The organism is Sphingobacterium faecale (assembly GCF_016746095.1).
GTDB lineage: Bacteria > Bacteroidota > Bacteroidia > Sphingobacteriales > Sphingobacteriaceae > Sphingobacterium > Sphingobacterium faecale.
Window position 1 is genome coordinate 259937 of sequence record NZ_JAERTY010000003.1, and the last position, 14657, is coordinate 274593.

General features: G+C 37.7%; 17 protein-coding genes. 5 read left to right on the top strand and 12 right to left on the bottom strand.

What is annotated here, in order from left to right; genetic code table 11:
* Positions 1-139: 139 nt before the first annotated feature.
* Both JKG61_RS06715 and JKG61_RS06720 read right to left on the bottom strand, forming a co-directional pair.
* On the bottom strand, positions 140-1210 hold the full coding sequence (locus JKG61_RS06715) for an alpha/beta hydrolase family protein (RefSeq protein WP_202102201.1): 1071 nt from the start codon (positions 1208-1210) through the stop codon (positions 140-142).
* Between the two features lie 86 nt (positions 1211-1296).
* Positions 1297-1953, bottom strand: coding sequence for a hypothetical protein (locus JKG61_RS06720; protein WP_202102202.1), 657 nt, complete (start codon positions 1951-1953; stop codon positions 1297-1299).
* A 304-nt stretch (positions 1954-2257) separates the two neighbouring features.
* Here JKG61_RS06720 and JKG61_RS06725 point away from each other — a divergent pair, with 304 nt between their 5' ends.
* On the top strand, positions 2258-2809 hold the full coding sequence (locus tag JKG61_RS06725; protein WP_202102203.1) for a hypothetical protein: 552 nt from the start codon (positions 2258-2260) through the stop codon (positions 2807-2809).
* Between the two features lie 77 nt (positions 2810-2886).
* On the opposite strand, the gene JKG61_RS23070 is transcribed toward JKG61_RS06725, so the two are convergent.
* From JKG61_RS23070 to JKG61_RS06765, 9 genes are all read right to left on the bottom strand, one after another.
* Complete coding sequence (locus JKG61_RS23070) at positions 2887-3015, bottom strand: hypothetical protein (protein ID WP_262896192.1); 129 nt, start codon at positions 3013-3015, stop codon at positions 2887-2889.
* Positions 3016-3048: 33 nt separating this feature from the next.
* Positions 3049-3504, bottom strand: coding sequence for a GNAT family N-acetyltransferase (locus tag JKG61_RS06730; protein WP_202102204.1), 456 nt, complete (start codon positions 3502-3504; stop codon positions 3049-3051).
* A gap of 118 nt (positions 3505-3622) precedes the next feature.
* Complete coding sequence (locus JKG61_RS06735) at positions 3623-4045, bottom strand: GNAT family N-acetyltransferase (protein WP_202102205.1); 423 nt, start codon at positions 4043-4045, stop codon at positions 3623-3625.
* Positions 4046-4361: 316 nt separating this feature from the next.
* Positions 4362-5324, bottom strand: a complete 963-nt coding sequence (locus JKG61_RS06740) for a hypothetical protein (RefSeq protein WP_202102206.1) — start codon at positions 5322-5324, stop codon at positions 4362-4364.
* A 4-nt stretch (positions 5325-5328) separates the two neighbouring features.
* Positions 5329-6102 (bottom strand): hypothetical protein, encoded by a 774-nt coding sequence (locus tag JKG61_RS06745; RefSeq protein ID WP_202102207.1) that lies wholly within the window; start codon positions 6100-6102, stop codon positions 5329-5331.
* 23 nt (positions 6103-6125) lie between these two features.
* Positions 6126-6815 (bottom strand): hypothetical protein, encoded by a 690-nt coding sequence (locus JKG61_RS06750; protein WP_202102208.1) that lies wholly within the window; start codon positions 6813-6815, stop codon positions 6126-6128.
* A 7-nt stretch (positions 6816-6822) separates the two neighbouring features.
* The gene (locus JKG61_RS06755; RefSeq protein WP_202102209.1) at positions 6823-8091 is read right to left on the bottom strand and encodes an OmpA family protein; all 1269 of its coding nucleotides are present in this window, start codon (positions 8089-8091) and stop codon (positions 6823-6825) included.
* Between the two features lie 108 nt (positions 8092-8199).
* On the bottom strand, positions 8200-8841 hold the full coding sequence (locus JKG61_RS06760; RefSeq protein ID WP_202102210.1) for a response regulator transcription factor: 642 nt from the start codon (positions 8839-8841) through the stop codon (positions 8200-8202).
* 62 nt (positions 8842-8903) lie between these two features.
* On the bottom strand, positions 8904-10880 hold the full coding sequence (locus JKG61_RS06765; protein WP_202102211.1) for an ATP-binding protein: 1977 nt from the start codon (positions 10878-10880) through the stop codon (positions 8904-8906).
* Between the two features lie 182 nt (positions 10881-11062).
* On the opposite strand from JKG61_RS06765, the gene JKG61_RS06770 reads away from it, so the two are divergent.
* A complete protein-coding gene (locus tag JKG61_RS06770; RefSeq protein ID WP_202102212.1) occupies positions 11063-11716 on the top strand; it encodes a CatA-like O-acetyltransferase in 654 nt (217 codons plus the stop codon).
* 82 nt (positions 11717-11798) lie between these two features.
* Positions 11799-12479: a class I SAM-dependent methyltransferase gene (locus tag JKG61_RS06775; protein ID WP_202102213.1), complete on the top strand. Its 681-nt coding sequence runs from the start codon at positions 11799-11801 to the stop codon at positions 12477-12479.
* Positions 12480-12487: 8 nt separating this feature from the next.
* Here the strand turns inward: JKG61_RS06775 and JKG61_RS06780 are convergent, their stop codons facing one another.
* Positions 12488-12889, bottom strand: coding sequence for a hypothetical protein (locus JKG61_RS06780; RefSeq protein ID WP_144062811.1), 402 nt, complete (start codon positions 12887-12889; stop codon positions 12488-12490).
* Positions 12890-13136: 247 nt separating this feature from the next.
* Between JKG61_RS06780 and JKG61_RS06785 the strand changes: the two genes are divergently transcribed.
* Both JKG61_RS06785 and JKG61_RS06790 read left to right on the top strand, forming a co-directional pair.
* Positions 13137-13739 (top strand): GrpB family protein, encoded by a 603-nt coding sequence (locus JKG61_RS06785; RefSeq protein WP_202102214.1) that lies wholly within the window; start codon positions 13137-13139, stop codon positions 13737-13739.
* Positions 13736-14653 (top strand): GNAT family N-acetyltransferase, encoded by a 918-nt coding sequence (locus JKG61_RS06790; protein WP_202102215.1) that lies wholly within the window; start codon positions 13736-13738, stop codon positions 14651-14653. The genes JKG61_RS06785 and JKG61_RS06790 overlap by 4 nt, the downstream gene beginning before the upstream one ends.
* The last annotated feature ends 4 nt before the right edge of the window (positions 14654-14657 follow it).

The window sequence follows — 14657 nt, forward strand, 5'->3', positions numbered from 1 at the left end:
TCCTATATCGGTTATGATGAACACAAGTTATTGTCGTTAATCATGCAGAGAATAATGTCTACTATACCAAACCTGATATACTGGTCAAGTATTTGATCAAATTAATCAGCAGTTTTTAAAAGCAAAAATTCAAACTGCATCACTTTAAAGACCATTCGACAAAAGTCGCCATCACTTTTTTCCAATGAGGCTTTTCATGATCGACTTTTCCTTCATTTACTTCAAAGAAATTATGTTCTAGATTAGAGTATCGCTTGTAGGTAAGATTATCCTTCTGCTCTCTGATAAAATATAATGGTATTAAATCGCACAGATCACTGACAATATCTGCAGTACCGTATGCGAGATAAATAGGTTTATCAATTTTGACCAAGCGTTCAATAGTCGGTGTGGAAAATGAATGCCATGCTATTAAATCGGGATTTTCCTTTCTCTTCTGAATCTCATTTGCGTCCCGATAAAATTGATATAGTCTTTCTATCTTTTTATCGGCCTCTTCCCAGGAAATATTCTTATTCTCGGCATCTTTTCTAGCTTGTCTAATTAATTGATCAATCCGTCCAAAAGAATTAAAACCAAACAGGCCTAATTTGGAGACTCTTTTATATTTTAAAGCAAGATCAAGAGCCACTTTCGATCCCTGCGAGTGTCCAGCAACTATAAGTTTCGAATTATCCACCCAATTCTGTTTCTTTAAAAAATCTAGAACTTTTATTGCCCTATTGGTATAATTCTCTAGATAATCGCCTTTTTGAAATTCCAGCGTTGGTGTATTTCTATCCCCGGAATTCCCAAAATACCAGTAGGAATCATTAACTTCTTTCTGTTCCACTATCAAGGGAGTATAAGGCATCGAAACAACAACTAAATGATAGTATTTTACAATTTCCTGATAATCAAAATTTGAAATCCCTCCCGCCATCATCCAGAGTCCTTCCTTTTCAAAATTAATATAAAGGGGAAGAGGTAGAGAGCCCTGGCACCAAAGAAATACAGGCTTCTTCTCTTTAATATCTTTATCAATAACAATAAAGGTTATGGAATCACTCCCTGTCCCGAGTGTATAGCTCGTTGCCTCCTCATTGATAATACGTTTATTCTGAGAAAATCCGATATAGGATAAACACATCACAGAGAACACCAATATTGTTTTTATCAGTCGTGGTTTTAAAAAGCAACTTTTCAATAGAATCATAGTGGTTTTAAGCATGCTCATAGATTTGTTATGCGACAGCCATTCCAATTTAATGATACGGATTAGGTATCTCTCACCCAATGTGCTATTCAGCTTTTGGTTTATTTTAATGTTTTTTTGAGCTGTTTTTCAGATTTCTTAATCGTTGACTTTAGCTTCTCAAGCTCCGTATTTGCGGTTTCCAGTAATTGGTTCTTTTCCTCCAGCTCCCGCTGTAGGGCCACCACCCTCATCTCCAACACACTAATCTTACGAGAATTTGTCCTTCTGACAGCAGTCAGTAGCTCTTCTAAGGTATATAACAGGTACGAACGAAGCCCTACCCGGTCCACTTCCACGAGATAAACAGCAGATTCCTTGGAGGTTGCCCCTTCTTTTTCACAAACTATATTCGCATCCTTCAACCAAGCAACACCTTCTTTATCTGCATCAGCTAGATTGGTATTCTTTTTGATTTTAATTGATTTCTTGCCCCGCTCTAAATTTTTCGATCTCAGCACCCTTATAATAGGCATCAATCGATGTTCCAATAGTGCTAACAATTGATTTGGCGAGTCATTGGAAAGGATTTTCTTGGACAGCTCCGCTGGTTCACTACTATTCATCCCTACGAAAAAGTTCACCCAGGTACTGGAAGACATTTCCTTTTTAGGAGGCATATTCCAATTGATCCCCATATTGCTCTGTATAAAGACAGTTGGGTACCATACTAACCTATCTAAATCCTCACAGGTCTCTTGAAATGTTCTTAAGCTCATTATTATAACTTAACTAATAATTGTTTCTATAACACCAAATAGTGAAACTGCTACTTGGAGATTCCAACACTGATCCCCTACGCTAAAATTCATTCTAAATATATTCATTTCAAGGTATACCGTCTTTTGATGTTTAAAACTTTAAGCCAAAAACCCACTTTTACGACAATTATTAAAACTAAGGTTAAACCAAGATCAGAGTTACTATAATCAAAATACTTTTTGATTATGGGGTAACATTTGACCGATTCTATTTATATCACTACAGACAATTAAAAAATATAAACTTTTAAATTTTTGAACTATGAAAAATTTTATCAAACCCCTGGGATTAATTGCACTAGTGCTGGTTGCTCTATTTTCTTGTGATAAGAAAGACAGTGTTCCTGTCGAAGAGCAAAAAGAACAAATGTATGCTGTCAATTTTCAATTAGAAGGTGCGGCCTCTTCAAAAGGGGTTCTTGTTGGAACGAAACCAGAATTAGAAAAAGCATTAAAACAATCGGATGGACCTCTAGTGGTCAAAAAGGTATCTAAAAGTAACAATGTTTTTGAACCCGTTGTGGGAACTACCAATCCGTCTTTTGATCAATGTTGGACAGAAATCCACAATTACTATGAGGCTCACTACGCAGAATGGCTACAAACTGCCAACCAGAATTGTAAGAAAGTGATGATTTGTCTGACCTGTCCTGAGGCTGGAGAAGGGCTCTTTGTCCTTTATGAAATCAAACCTACCGCTCCAAAATGTTTGGAAGCTGTACTTGCTGACGTAGTCTTTTCTCCATTTAACTTTGGAAAAGGTCAGTATGAATCTGGCGAAGTTGGTAAATTTATTGATTCAAAAACCCGATAAATAGACGTTTTTAAATATCCTCCTTAAATAGGTCTGTATTACTATGGTATCGTAAGTGGCATTACCTAGGTGACAAGTTATTTCCACAGCTCATCGTTCCTGACCTTTCCATTACTGCTTTTGTTCTGGTTTGTGGTCAATAGTGGACTAGTAGCATTGAACAGAAAATAAAGACCATCATAATAAGCAAAGAGTCGTTCTCTCAAAGAGAATGACTCTTTGCTGTTTATTCATCTATGCTATTTTGCGTATCGCTTTAGCATATCGATATGTTCTATTCCATCTTCATCATAGGGCTGCCCCTCTGGTTTAAACCCCAATGACTGGTACATCGCTAACAGGTGGTACTGTGCCCCTATTTTTATATCAGCTTTGCCTAGAATAGCATAACAAGCTTCTATAGTTTCTTGCACAATGAGCTTTCCTAATCCCTGTCCCCTAAAATCCGGATTGACGAGAACTCTGCCTAGAGAGATCTCCGTATAAGAAAGTCCCGCAGGTACAACCCGACTGTAGGCCGCAAGCATATCCCCCATATACAACATCACATGATGGCACGACAGATCTTTGCCGTCTATATCTTGATAAATACAAGTTTGCTCTACCACAAAAACCTCACTCCTCAGTCGTAGTATTTCATAAAGTTCGACATTGGTCAACTCCTCAAAAGCCTTGATTACTATACGTTGCTCCATATTATCACTTGCTATTTTATGTTTTCAAACCTACATAAATTCACCTTTACCCCCATATAATTTCTTTGAAATAGTAAAAGCGTACGCTGTAGTGAACATCTGGACGTTTAAGGAACAATTAGAGTTGCATATGCAGAATCGGATAGGCTTTGCCCTGTCCATCTCGCTCGGATCTCCCAACTGTATGGAACCCGACATGTTCGTAAAAACCTACGGCTTGTCCATTCTGCTCATTAACATCCACTTTTACTACAGCTAGATTGGCTATACCATAAGCGATCAACTTCCGGCCTATTCCCTTGCCCCGGGAGTCATCATGGATAAACAACATTTCCAAGCAACCATCTGCTACCCCCATGAATCCCTGCAAGCCCGCTTCGTCCTCAACACCGTACAATGTCACATAACCGAAATAAACTGGTAATTGCTCTTTATAAAAGACAAAGTCTTCTTCTTTCAGAAAATCATGGGTATGCTGCACTGCACTAATCCATATTTCTATCAACCGTGGGTAATCCGCCTTTTCTATTTTTCTAATCATAACTATTCATTAAGAGCTACAAAATTCGCTACTTCATTGCTATAAACACTGAACCTGGGTTAAAAAATACGTTTACGTATTCTGCTTAATGCCTGTGGTGTAATTCCTAAATAGGAGGCGATGTCCTTTAAGGGAATGCTATTGAAGGCGCCCCCATACTCTGCCATCATATAGAAATAATCACACCGAGATCCACATGAAACTCTTCCAATAGTTTTTCTAAAAGCATATTCAACCAGTAAATATATCTAAAACATACACTTTAACGGTGTATTTCATAAACCAGGCTACATACACTTTTCAGAAATCAGGCCAACTAATCTATCCGTAGTGTATAGACTCGGAGCTCTTTAGTATACCCCATTGGTGAAGGTACGTATTCCGTTACTCCTCCAACTAATGTAGCTCCAGTCTTGCTGTTACTCATCAAATTATCAATTTCCTGAATTCCTACAGTTCTGTATCGCTTATTAGCATTCTTCTCTACGGTCATCTCTGCTGAAATATTAGAATAAAGACGAGCGTATACTACTTCTGGAACTCTCCATTTATCAAACTCACAGTCGTATGATTTGGATTGACCTTCTACTCCAAAGTTTTTAGTTAAAGTATTTTCAGCTCGTGGTCCAGCCATAGTAAAAAAATAGACGTGAAATGGTGCTGCAGAAGGCAAGCTAGCTGGTACAAAGTACTCTTCTTCTTTTATCACCTTCCCCGCCCTTAAATCATCTTCTCTCTTTTTTGCCATGCGCTGTCGTTCAAACTCGTCCATGGCCCGAGTAAGCATTTCATCATCAAGCATTTTCTCCTTACTATCTCCTGGATATAGTTTTATTGAAATCCCAGAATGATGTTTTTCCAATATACCCGAAGAGAGCTCATCATACACAAGTCTTAGGTTTTCATCATTACATATAGCCCATTCTTTGCGCGTATGATAGTATTTAATGGGATCTGAAGGAGCTGTCTTACCAATTTCCTTATCATCAGACAATACAAAAGATGCATTCGCATTACTATAAGCCTGAAGTTGTTTGGAAGAGTTCTTCAACATTTTGTATTTATCAGGATGAAGCACCAATTTTTGCTGGACCGTATAATTTGTCTCCTCTACAGTTTTACGAATGACTGTACCTTCTTCATTAATTTCAACATCTTCTCTGTATATATCCACAGTTAAATTTCCTGTTTTTCTAACTTCCTTAACTCCGATTTGTATCTGTGCTGATACGAAGTGTGCGAAAGTCATTGCTAAACAACTCAATATGATGTTTCTCATTTTCTTACCTATCTATTAGATTATATATTATGCTCCAATCTATTTGTTTAACAAACCAATCTGTGATCTCCTTAGGTCCATCGATTTCAACAACGATATTTTCAATTTTTCTTAACTTGTCGCCACCTTGAAACTTGTACTTTGGGCGATCATTCATATTGGCAGTCTTGGAAGGCAAAGTCTTGGGCCAATTGTTTCCGAAATAAAAAAGACCATATTGCTTTGCAACTATATTAGCTGTAAAAACATGATATGCATGTGCAGCCAAAGGTATCTGAACGGGAAACAATTGATTTATCTCGTTTGGAAGGTTGTGCGCATAAGGATAAAAATATTCTTCATTAATACTTACCCTAACATAAAAATCATACCCAGGAACCTGTTTAGTCAAGAGTAGACTATCATGTTTTATACTGTAAGCATCTCGTACTTCTTTTTTCTGTCCAGCAAGATTAAAGAGCTTATCATTCAGATCAGTAAGGCTTCCACCTTCAAGAAGTTGACTCTCCCAATCCTTCATAAAGTGTGCTTGTTTCTTCATTTGTTCTTCAAAATGTTCTAATTTTAGATGATATTGATAAGATACGCCAGTACTCTTATCATCCTTGTCGTTAGAAACTCTCTCTTTGAGAAAATACCTGCCAAATAGGGGTTCTAAATTTACAAACACATCATCTGCTGCTTTGATAAAGCTAGAATAATATGGAGGTCGATTCTGGGCGATAATACTTAGATGTATACACAGCAGATTAGCTGTGATTAAAAAAAATGTTTTCAATTCCATTGTTGTTATGATGTTGATTACTTTGCTTCTTTAAGCCTGTTTACTGGGATCGAGAATGTAAATTTAAGCAACCCTCCTTCGGCTTCTATCTCTGACATTTCTGTCCCCGTACTTACAATTAAGCTTCCAATAACTTTTTCTAAAGAGGCATGTGTAAAGCTCAAATGAAAATTTTCACTCTCCTTACTAAAAACCGGCCCTGTCTCCTGTTCGGTAATAGCTGCCGTATAACCCATTTCGGGATCTGCAATAGTGAAATCGGTTCCAGAAAGAAATGGAGCGGCAAAAAGATTTACTAAAGTCTCCTCAAAATAGTATGGGTGACTTTTATTATCAAAAGGAGTCCTTTCCTTGAAGAAGCTTGGTTGCAAACCGTTGAGCATTGCTGACAACTTGAAATCTTTGCTTTCAAAATGTAGAACAAGTTCCATAAGTCCGTCACTTCCTTCTCCCAAAAGTGCCACGACAGTTTTTGGTTCAAATTTAAAAGGAGCTGAAATTGGATATTGGGTTGCAAGTCTATTATGAATCTTCAATAATTGTTTCTCATCTTCATCCCATCTTAATTCTTTGTCGAAGATCGCTACAATTTCGGACCTAACTGGCTTAAAGCCTATTAGTCCAGATGCGTGGCCCTGAGATACATGTTGTCCGTAGCCAAATGACAATAACGTTAAAACCCATACTACAATTATGCTAGTCTTCATATTAAAATCACTTTCTTACAAATTCGACTCTTCTATTTTTTGCTTTGTTTTCGGCTGAATTATTTTCCGCTATTGAATTCGACGATCCGTACCCCTTTGTCGTCAATCGACTACTTTCCACTCCCATCTCGACCATTTTAGCTTTGACTACATCAGCACGTTCTTGTGACAATTTGTTATTACGATCTGGTGTTCCATCACCATCGGTATGCCCTCCGATTTCAAAAGCAAGTTCTGGTTTCTCTTTCATCATCTTCACGAACTCATTAATGGTACCCATCGATTCTGGTTTAAGAACAGACTTGTTTACATCAAACTGAATACCATAGGCAATAAACTTACCATCACTAATAACTTTCTTATAAGCATCATCGCCCCCTTGCGCCAGGCGAATATTCTTGATGTAAACCGGACGGCTGCTCGACGAGCTAATTCTTAACATATCGGCACCTGGCTCTAAATTATTTACAGCCCTAATACGGTGTTGATCTACATAAACTTTACCAATATTTTTATTCATGTAGATGGCAATATGCTTCCAAGTGCCCGATCCGCCTGCTACATTTTTTGGTATATCGGCCAAATTGGAAGAACCTGGTTTGGCCCACCCAATCCGCGGACTTTTATCATAATCGAAAAGCGTTAAAAACTCTACATAGTGAGGGCTCGAGTACCCCGTTGCCTTTGGGTCACTGCTGTCCTGAAAAAACACCCTTAAATCGCCATAATAATCTTCCTTATCAAACATCATTACATCAAATTCTAATGTAAATTGCTCGGGCAAATACTTGTTGTTTTTCATTACAGGGATAAACTGCATTTCGCTATTGGGCTGAACATGCAAAACCTTTTCGCCGTTCATGGTTTGTACCTCAGCATTTCCATCGATTAAAGTTAGTCTGCCCGGAAGCTCGCCGTCTCGTTCATCTGCAAAATCACATTGAAAGATAATCTTATCTCCGGGTACAAAGTCGTAATTCGCATAAGAATTGATTCCTTGAGCAGCTCCCTTTGAGGTACCTTGTTCTGGAGTGGTCGTTTTTTTTGACTGAGAGGAGACTTTATCATCTTTCCCTGTTTTCTTGTTGGTTATTTTTTCTTCGGCTTTATCCATTCCCTTCTCCGTTGCGTCACCAGCCTTATTAATGACTTTATCTTCTGCTGTTTGCTTAACCCGCTCTTTGAGCTTTTCAAACAGCTGCGCATCTGCCATTTGTACATCGTACATAAATAACAAAAGCAGTCCAAAAATTTTGATCAAATAGGTTTTCTTCATGATATTAATGATATTTATTATCCAATAATTGATGAAGCAAAGCTATTGTGAAAGAAGAACGTGCCCAATAGAACAAAAGTTATATTTTGATCTACGTCTGTTAAAAACTTACATGTTATTAAAATATTTATTAAGTGCTTCTGTTCGATTCTGTACATGCAACTTATCATATATTTTATGAATATGCTGTTTAACGGTACCTACCGAAATAAATAATTGATCGGCTATTTCTTTATAAAGAAATCCCTTTGCAAGGAGATTTAAAACCTCACTTTCCCGTGGAGATATATAATAATCCGCTGTCAGTTTAGGTTGTAATGTTTGTTTCTGAAAGGCGGACACCAGCTTTCTCGCTATTTGGGCGTTCATAGGTGAGCCTCCATGATATAATTCTGTTAAAGCATTCAATATATTTCTATTGCAGGCAGATTTCAACAAATAACCACTGGCACCTGCCTTTATAGCCTCATAAACATGATCACTATCTTCATAGATAGTAAACATCAAAAACTGAATTTCAGGGTATTTCTGCTTTAATTTTACTATGCATTCAATCCCCGACATACCTGGCAACTGTATATCCATGATGATGATGTCAGGTATATTTTTGGAAATATCATCCAGCACGGCTTCTGCATGGGGATAATCACCAAGACATTCGAACTCCTCGGTACTGTCTAACAGTTCTACAATCCCACTGCGAATAATACCTTCGTCTTCCACTATACTGACTTTTATTCTATTTACCATATTCTATAAATTTCCTCATTCCAAATTATAGACTATAATTCAATGATAAAATATAACTTTTGTTAGCTTATGGGGTAAGGAACATCAAAATAAACAACTGTACCATTTTCGAAGAAAATCTCCCAACTTCCAGACAGACTACGGATACGTTGCTCCATATTCTTCAGACCATTCCCCATCATCTCTTGCTTTTGAATTGATATTCCATCGCCATTATCGATAATTCGTATCTTTAAGTGTGGAACCACCTCTACTTCAATTTTTATACAGTCTGCTCCGGAGTGCTTAATCGCATTATGTACGGCCTCTTTTACGAGTAAATACATATTACGCCTAAAAAAACCACTAAGAGTAATTGTTGGTATGTCTTCAGGAAAATAGATTTTATAGATTATGTCATTTCCATCCAGTAAGGTCGCTATCTTTACACGAATAAAAGTAAGTAGTTCATCAAGAGTGTCTCTTTCCGTATTCATACTCCAAATAATTTCGTTTATCTGTTCAGTCAGACTCTGCGTTGCCTCCTGAATTTTTTTACTGATCTGCACTTCCAGTTCTCCTCCTTGCTTAGTTATTTTTTCAGCTAAGAATCGAATACTTGTCAAGCCTGTTCCCAAATCATCATGTAGTTCTTGAGCAATACGAAAACGCTCCGTAGCGGCACCTTCCAATCCTGCCCGTAGTACGGACATTTCTTTCTCCTTGTGTAGACTATCACGCTCTGCGATAAACAATCTATTACGCTGTTTGATATTTCCGTATAGCAAATAGCTGATTCCAGCCAATGTGACTACAAGAAAAAGACCTACAATGATATACCAGTTTTTTTTACGATGTTGTAATTCGCTTTTGGTCAATTGTAGCTCCTTCATTAACAATTCTTCTTCTTTTTGCGACAGCTGATATTTTTTCTCCGCCTGACTAATGGTCTTTTGTATTTCCGTATGCTGAAGAATATCCCTTAATGTTATATAACGTGAAAAATAGATGTAACTACGTTCGTGATCACCAATATGATATTTTATGTCTGCCAATAGCTTATACAATAAAAGCTTATCATGAGTCGGGTCCTGACTTAACTTCTCTAAAGCTTCATTTCCATAAAAATCTGCTCGCTGATAATCCTTCTTTTGAAAGTAAACCTGAGCAAATCCCTGTAGAGCTATTGCTAAGTTTTCCCTATTCTCTTGCTTCTTCGAAATATCATAGCTTTTTTGATAATAATAAAGGGAACTATCCAATTGTCCTACTTGTTTCAGCGAATTAGCATAGTTGCCGTACAATTGTGCGGTATATAAACTTTCTTTATTATAGCCAATATATCTAAATGCATCTTGAAAAGTTTGTATTGCCTCTTCCTGCGAACTTTTAAAATTAAGAGCTACCCCTTTATTATTCAGTATAGACAGAATCATTAAGCTATCTTTCATCTCTTTGGCAGAAAGATATGCTTTATTGTAGTAATCTATCGCTTCATCATGCCTCTCTAACCCTTCTAGAACCGCCCCAATATTAGAATATATGATATAAAGTTTTGGGAAGTCCACCTTTTTAAAATAAACTACGGATTGGATGTAATAAACATAAGCTGTATCATAAAGGCTCCGATAGTTGAATGTATTTGCGATATTATTGAAACCTTTTGCCATATTAAGCGTATCGTTTTCTTGCTGGGCAAGTCTTAACGCTTCTCTATTAAGCTGCTCTGATTCCTCAAATTTCCCTGAATTATTTAAGACTACGGAATAATTATAAGCGAATCTGATCTTCCCATTATAAGAAAGTATACTATCAGCTAGCTTCCCTGCTTTTTGATAGAAATAAATTGCACTGTCGATATTTACATCTTCAAATTCAACAGCGCTATCGATCCACTCATTGATTTTCTTTTCATCAATAGACTCTTCTGCATCCTGACATTCAATATCTTTTATTTTTTGACCACAGGCGAAAACAAAAAAAAGAAAACTTATTAAAAAAAGGAAAATCAGCTTAACGAATAATAATCGCTGTATAGATACAAGGGGATTAAAGTCCATGATTTTGAAAAAACATAATTTATTAAGAATCGGTCAGGTAAATATACACAATAATAAATGTTTCTTATAAAGATGAAAATATAGGACTTAGACTGTTACTAAAAAACAGTTCCTTGATCCAACATCTTTAAACCAAAAGGACATTAAATAGCAAAAAAAGCCGATATTGTCTCAAAAAAGGAATGGAAGCAATTTTCACGAAAGTCTCCAGCGATTGGAAAAGAAAGCCGTATTTCGATTATTTCTACTCTACCATCAAGACAAAATATAATATAACCCACCACCTGGACATTACTACTTTTCTTTCTGAAATCAAGCGTAATGGTTTCAAGTTTTACCCTTCATTTTTATTTGTCATCATGAAGGCTATCAATCAAAATGAGGCATTTAGGATGAGTTTTAATGAAGATGGAGATCTGGGAATCTGGAACTATGTAAATCCCTCTTATACCATCTTTCATGACGATGATAAGACATTTTCTGATGTATGGAGCTATTACAAACCTGACTTCCGTGAATTTTATCAGGAGGTAACGAGTGATATCGAAAAATACAAAGACGTCAAAAAGATTAAGGCGAGAGAAGGTAGACCCGCAAATTTCTGTCCGCTATCCGTACTGCCCTGGTTGAGTTTTGAAAGTTTTAGTCAGGATACCTATCAGGAGAGCAACCTCCTTTTTCCTATCATCCGCTTTGGAAAGTATTATGAGCGGGATGGCAGACACCTCATCCCTGTCTCCGTATTCGTCAACCATGCTGTAGCTGACGGTTACCATACCTCCAAGTTGATAAACGACATCGAAGAACTGGGGAATACTATCAACGGGTGGATATAGGAACTACAGAAGAAAGAAAGCAAACATTCTAGAGAATAATTATATATTTAGCACTGTACTAAAAATAAGATGCATAAAGCGTATGAATGATAAGGAAAATAAAGATGCTATGCAGGAACTGGCATCGCAGCTCCGCTGTCCTTCGGGACATCAGGCCGAAGCCATTGCAGACAATATGTCCACCTCCAACCATACCATGATACAGGAAGCGATCTATACGTTGACTCTAGCGGATAAGAGCATGATACTGGAGATCGGTTTCGGTAATGGTAAGCATATCGCTCAACTGCTCGATGTTTCGCCCAACATAAAATACCACGGCATCGAGGTGTCAGAGGCCATGCACGATCTCGCCGTCCGCCACAACCAATCTGCCGTCGAGACTGGCAGGGCTCACTTCACTAAAGTAGATGGCAGTGGCTCGCTCCCTTTCCCGGACAATCATTTTACGCATATTTTTTCTGTAAACACCTTGTACTTCTGGCCCGACATTGAGCTTTCACTACGAGAAATACACCGTACATTACAAGATGAAGGCCAGCTGGTACTCACATTCGTAGAAAAGGAGTTTGGATCGAAGCTTCCTTTTACACAACATGGGTTTACTTTGTATACGGACGACGAGCTTGCAGAATACCTCTATGAGATTGGATTTGAAGAGATACAATCTATGACGTACCATGATGATACCATAAGTAAAGATGGAACGCCTGTAAAACGTACTTTCCTAACGGTGTATGCTGTGAAAAGAGAAAATGGATAATAGCTGGACTACATGATACTAAAGTGCCGAAACATCATCAGTCCACCGATACCGATAGAAACAAAAGGATAGCCTTTCTGTAGGGGCATAGCATAATCATAGCCTACCCTACAGTGGAAAAATCCCTGATACTCTACATAGAGGTGTGGACTCACACGAAACTGATTGTCCATTCCTTTATTAAAATCAAATAGGTAGCCGGTCTGCACATTGGCTGAGACCAGGAAGTCTTTGTATCTATTATCAACTATATACCGGACAAAACCGAGTTGTGGGGCTAAGCCCGAAGGCTGTTTAGAATTTTTACTGGTGTAATCTACTCCTACCGTAAAGTCGTAATTCTTATCGGTGTTAAATACGAGAGGCACATTCAGTGCTGCCTGAAACATAGGCCTTTTATCTTGCTTCATTCCTAAACTGAAAATTTGGGCAACGGCTCCCGATATACCGAAAAAAACAGCTAATATTAGATACAGGCAATATCTCTTCATAAATAAAACACAGCAATATATATGCCTTAATTTATCATTTAGATTATTTCTTGTCAGACAAACCATTACAAATCGAACATTAGTCTATAAAAATTGAACATGTATTGCTTTTGGGAAAAGTTAACTTTGTAAACTATACCCTTACGGTTACCAAAAGAACTATGCAATGAAATTACCCTTTGAATCTTATACCTCTCGTTGGAAAACAATGTTTAAAACGCTTAAAGAAGAACTGAGCGAAAGGCTATCCGTTCTTTCTCCCGCTATCGAACATATCGGAAGTACATCGGTAGAAGGTCTCTCGGCCAAGCCGATCATTGATATCATGATTGGTGTGGCAGATAATAAGGACTTGGATAAGGTACCTCCTCTTTTGGACAATGGGAGTTATGTATACTATGAAAAGTATAATGACGATATGCCTTACCGCCGATTTTTCGTTCGTTTGACAGATAATGCGGTAGACCTAGGCTTGCCTCTTGTTATCCAGACGAAAGACGAAATCCCCGAACGTATGCATGACCACACTTTCCGTATGGCGCACATCCATGTCATGCCCAGCAGTTCGGAACATTGGTTGAGACATCTTGCTTTTCGGGATTATTTACGTGAACATCCAGCTGTTCTCCACGAATATCAAACCCTTAAGGAGCGTTTGGTTCAAAAGGAATGGACTGATGGTAACGACTATAATGCCGGAAAAGATGTATTTTTAAAGAAAGAAGAGCAAAATGCCATAACATGGTATAAAAAGCTACATCACAAATGAAAAAAGAAAACATACACTTAAAAGGAGAAAACTATATCCTATATATACAATACCAACAAGATAATACTCTGCGTCAGGAATTTAACCGACTGACACAGCAGTTTTGGGGCTTTGATTTTGAAAGCTATTACCAGTCAGGATACTGGGACGAAAGTTGTATCCTATATTCACTCTTTGATGGAGATAAAATTGTCTCGCATGCTACAGTGAGTTTCTTTGACTCTGTAATAATGGACGAATCCAAGAGACTGGTTCAGATTGGTACCGTGATGACGGATGAAAACTATCAGAAAAGAGGCCTGAGTCGCTTTCTAATGGAACGTATTCAAGCGGATTTTGAACAATCCACTGATGGCATGTTCTTATTTGCAAATGAAACGGTTTTGGATTATTACCCCAAATTCGGATTGGTTTCGGTTCCTGAGTTTAAAGCTGTACAGAGCACAGTTAAGGTACATGGCAATCCACTAACACCTGCACAAAAATTAGATCTAGAAGTTTCAGAAGAGTTAAGCCTGTTCGAACGCTTAGTTGAAAACAGTGTTCCCAACAGCCAAATGACCTGTAAGAGCAAAGGATTGAGCTTTTTTTATACGTATGCCTATCCTGAAATGGGGTATAAAGATTCTCTCTATTACATTCCGTCACTGGATTGCGCTGTACTGGCCGAAATTGATGAAGGTACATTACATATAACAGAACTATTCAGTACCCAAAGGGTAGATTTAAGTGCGGTTATATCGGCCTTTACAACCTTCGAATTTGACAGCGTTTCTTTAGGCTTTACACCCTTACAGGATGGCTTTACACTGGAAAGCTGGAAGGATGATGACTTACAGCTTTTCGTTTCGGTCCAGTTAAAGCAGCTATTTGAAGAAAACAAACTGATAGCACCTTTACTTTCACATACTTAGGGTA

Excerpts from the sequence above, each read along its gene's own strand:
- JKG61_RS06715 (WP_202102201.1), bottom strand. The coding sequence starts at position 1,210 with ATGCTTAAAACCACTATGATTCTATTGAAAAGTTGCTTTTTAAAACCA.
- JKG61_RS06720 (WP_202102202.1), bottom strand. The coding sequence starts at position 1,953 with ATGAGCTTAAGAACATTTCAAGAGACCTGTGAGGATTTAGATAGGTTA.
- JKG61_RS06725 (WP_202102203.1), top strand. The coding sequence starts at position 2,258 with ATGAAAAATTTTATCAAACCCCTGGGATTAATTGCACTAGTGCTGGTT.
- JKG61_RS06730 (WP_202102204.1), bottom strand. The coding sequence starts at position 3,504 with ATGGAGCAACGTATAGTAATCAAGGCTTTTGAGGAGTTGACCAATGTC.
- JKG61_RS06735 (WP_202102205.1), bottom strand. The coding sequence starts at position 4,045 with ATGATTAGAAAAATAGAAAAGGCGGATTACCCACGGTTGATAGAAATA.
- JKG61_RS06740 (WP_202102206.1), bottom strand. The coding sequence starts at position 5,324 with ATGAGAAACATCATATTGAGTTGTTTAGCAATGACTTTCGCACACTTC.
- JKG61_RS06750 (WP_202102208.1), bottom strand. The coding sequence starts at position 6,815 with ATGAAGACTAGCATAATTGTAGTATGGGTTTTAACGTTATTGTCATTT.
- JKG61_RS06755 (WP_202102209.1), bottom strand. The coding sequence starts at position 8,091 with ATGAAGAAAACCTATTTGATCAAAATTTTTGGACTGCTTTTGTTATTT.
- JKG61_RS06760 (WP_202102210.1), bottom strand. The coding sequence starts at position 8,841 with ATGGTAAATAGAATAAAAGTCAGTATAGTGGAAGACGAAGGTATTATT.
- JKG61_RS06765 (WP_202102211.1), bottom strand. The coding sequence starts at position 10,880 with ATGGACTTTAATCCCCTTGTATCTATACAGCGATTATTATTCGTTAAG.
- JKG61_RS06770 (WP_202102212.1), top strand. The coding sequence starts at position 11,063 with ATGGAAGCAATTTTCACGAAAGTCTCCAGCGATTGGAAAAGAAAGCCG.
- JKG61_RS06775 (WP_202102213.1), top strand. The coding sequence starts at position 11,799 with ATGAATGATAAGGAAAATAAAGATGCTATGCAGGAACTGGCATCGCAG.
- JKG61_RS06780 (WP_144062811.1), bottom strand. The coding sequence starts at position 12,889 with ATGAAGCAAGATAAAAGGCCTATGTTTCAGGCAGCACTGAATGTGCCT.
- JKG61_RS06785 (WP_202102214.1), top strand. The coding sequence starts at position 13,137 with ATGAAATTACCCTTTGAATCTTATACCTCTCGTTGGAAAACAATGTTT.
- JKG61_RS06790 (WP_202102215.1), top strand. The coding sequence starts at position 13,736 with ATGAAAAAAGAAAACATACACTTAAAAGGAGAAAACTATATCCTATAT.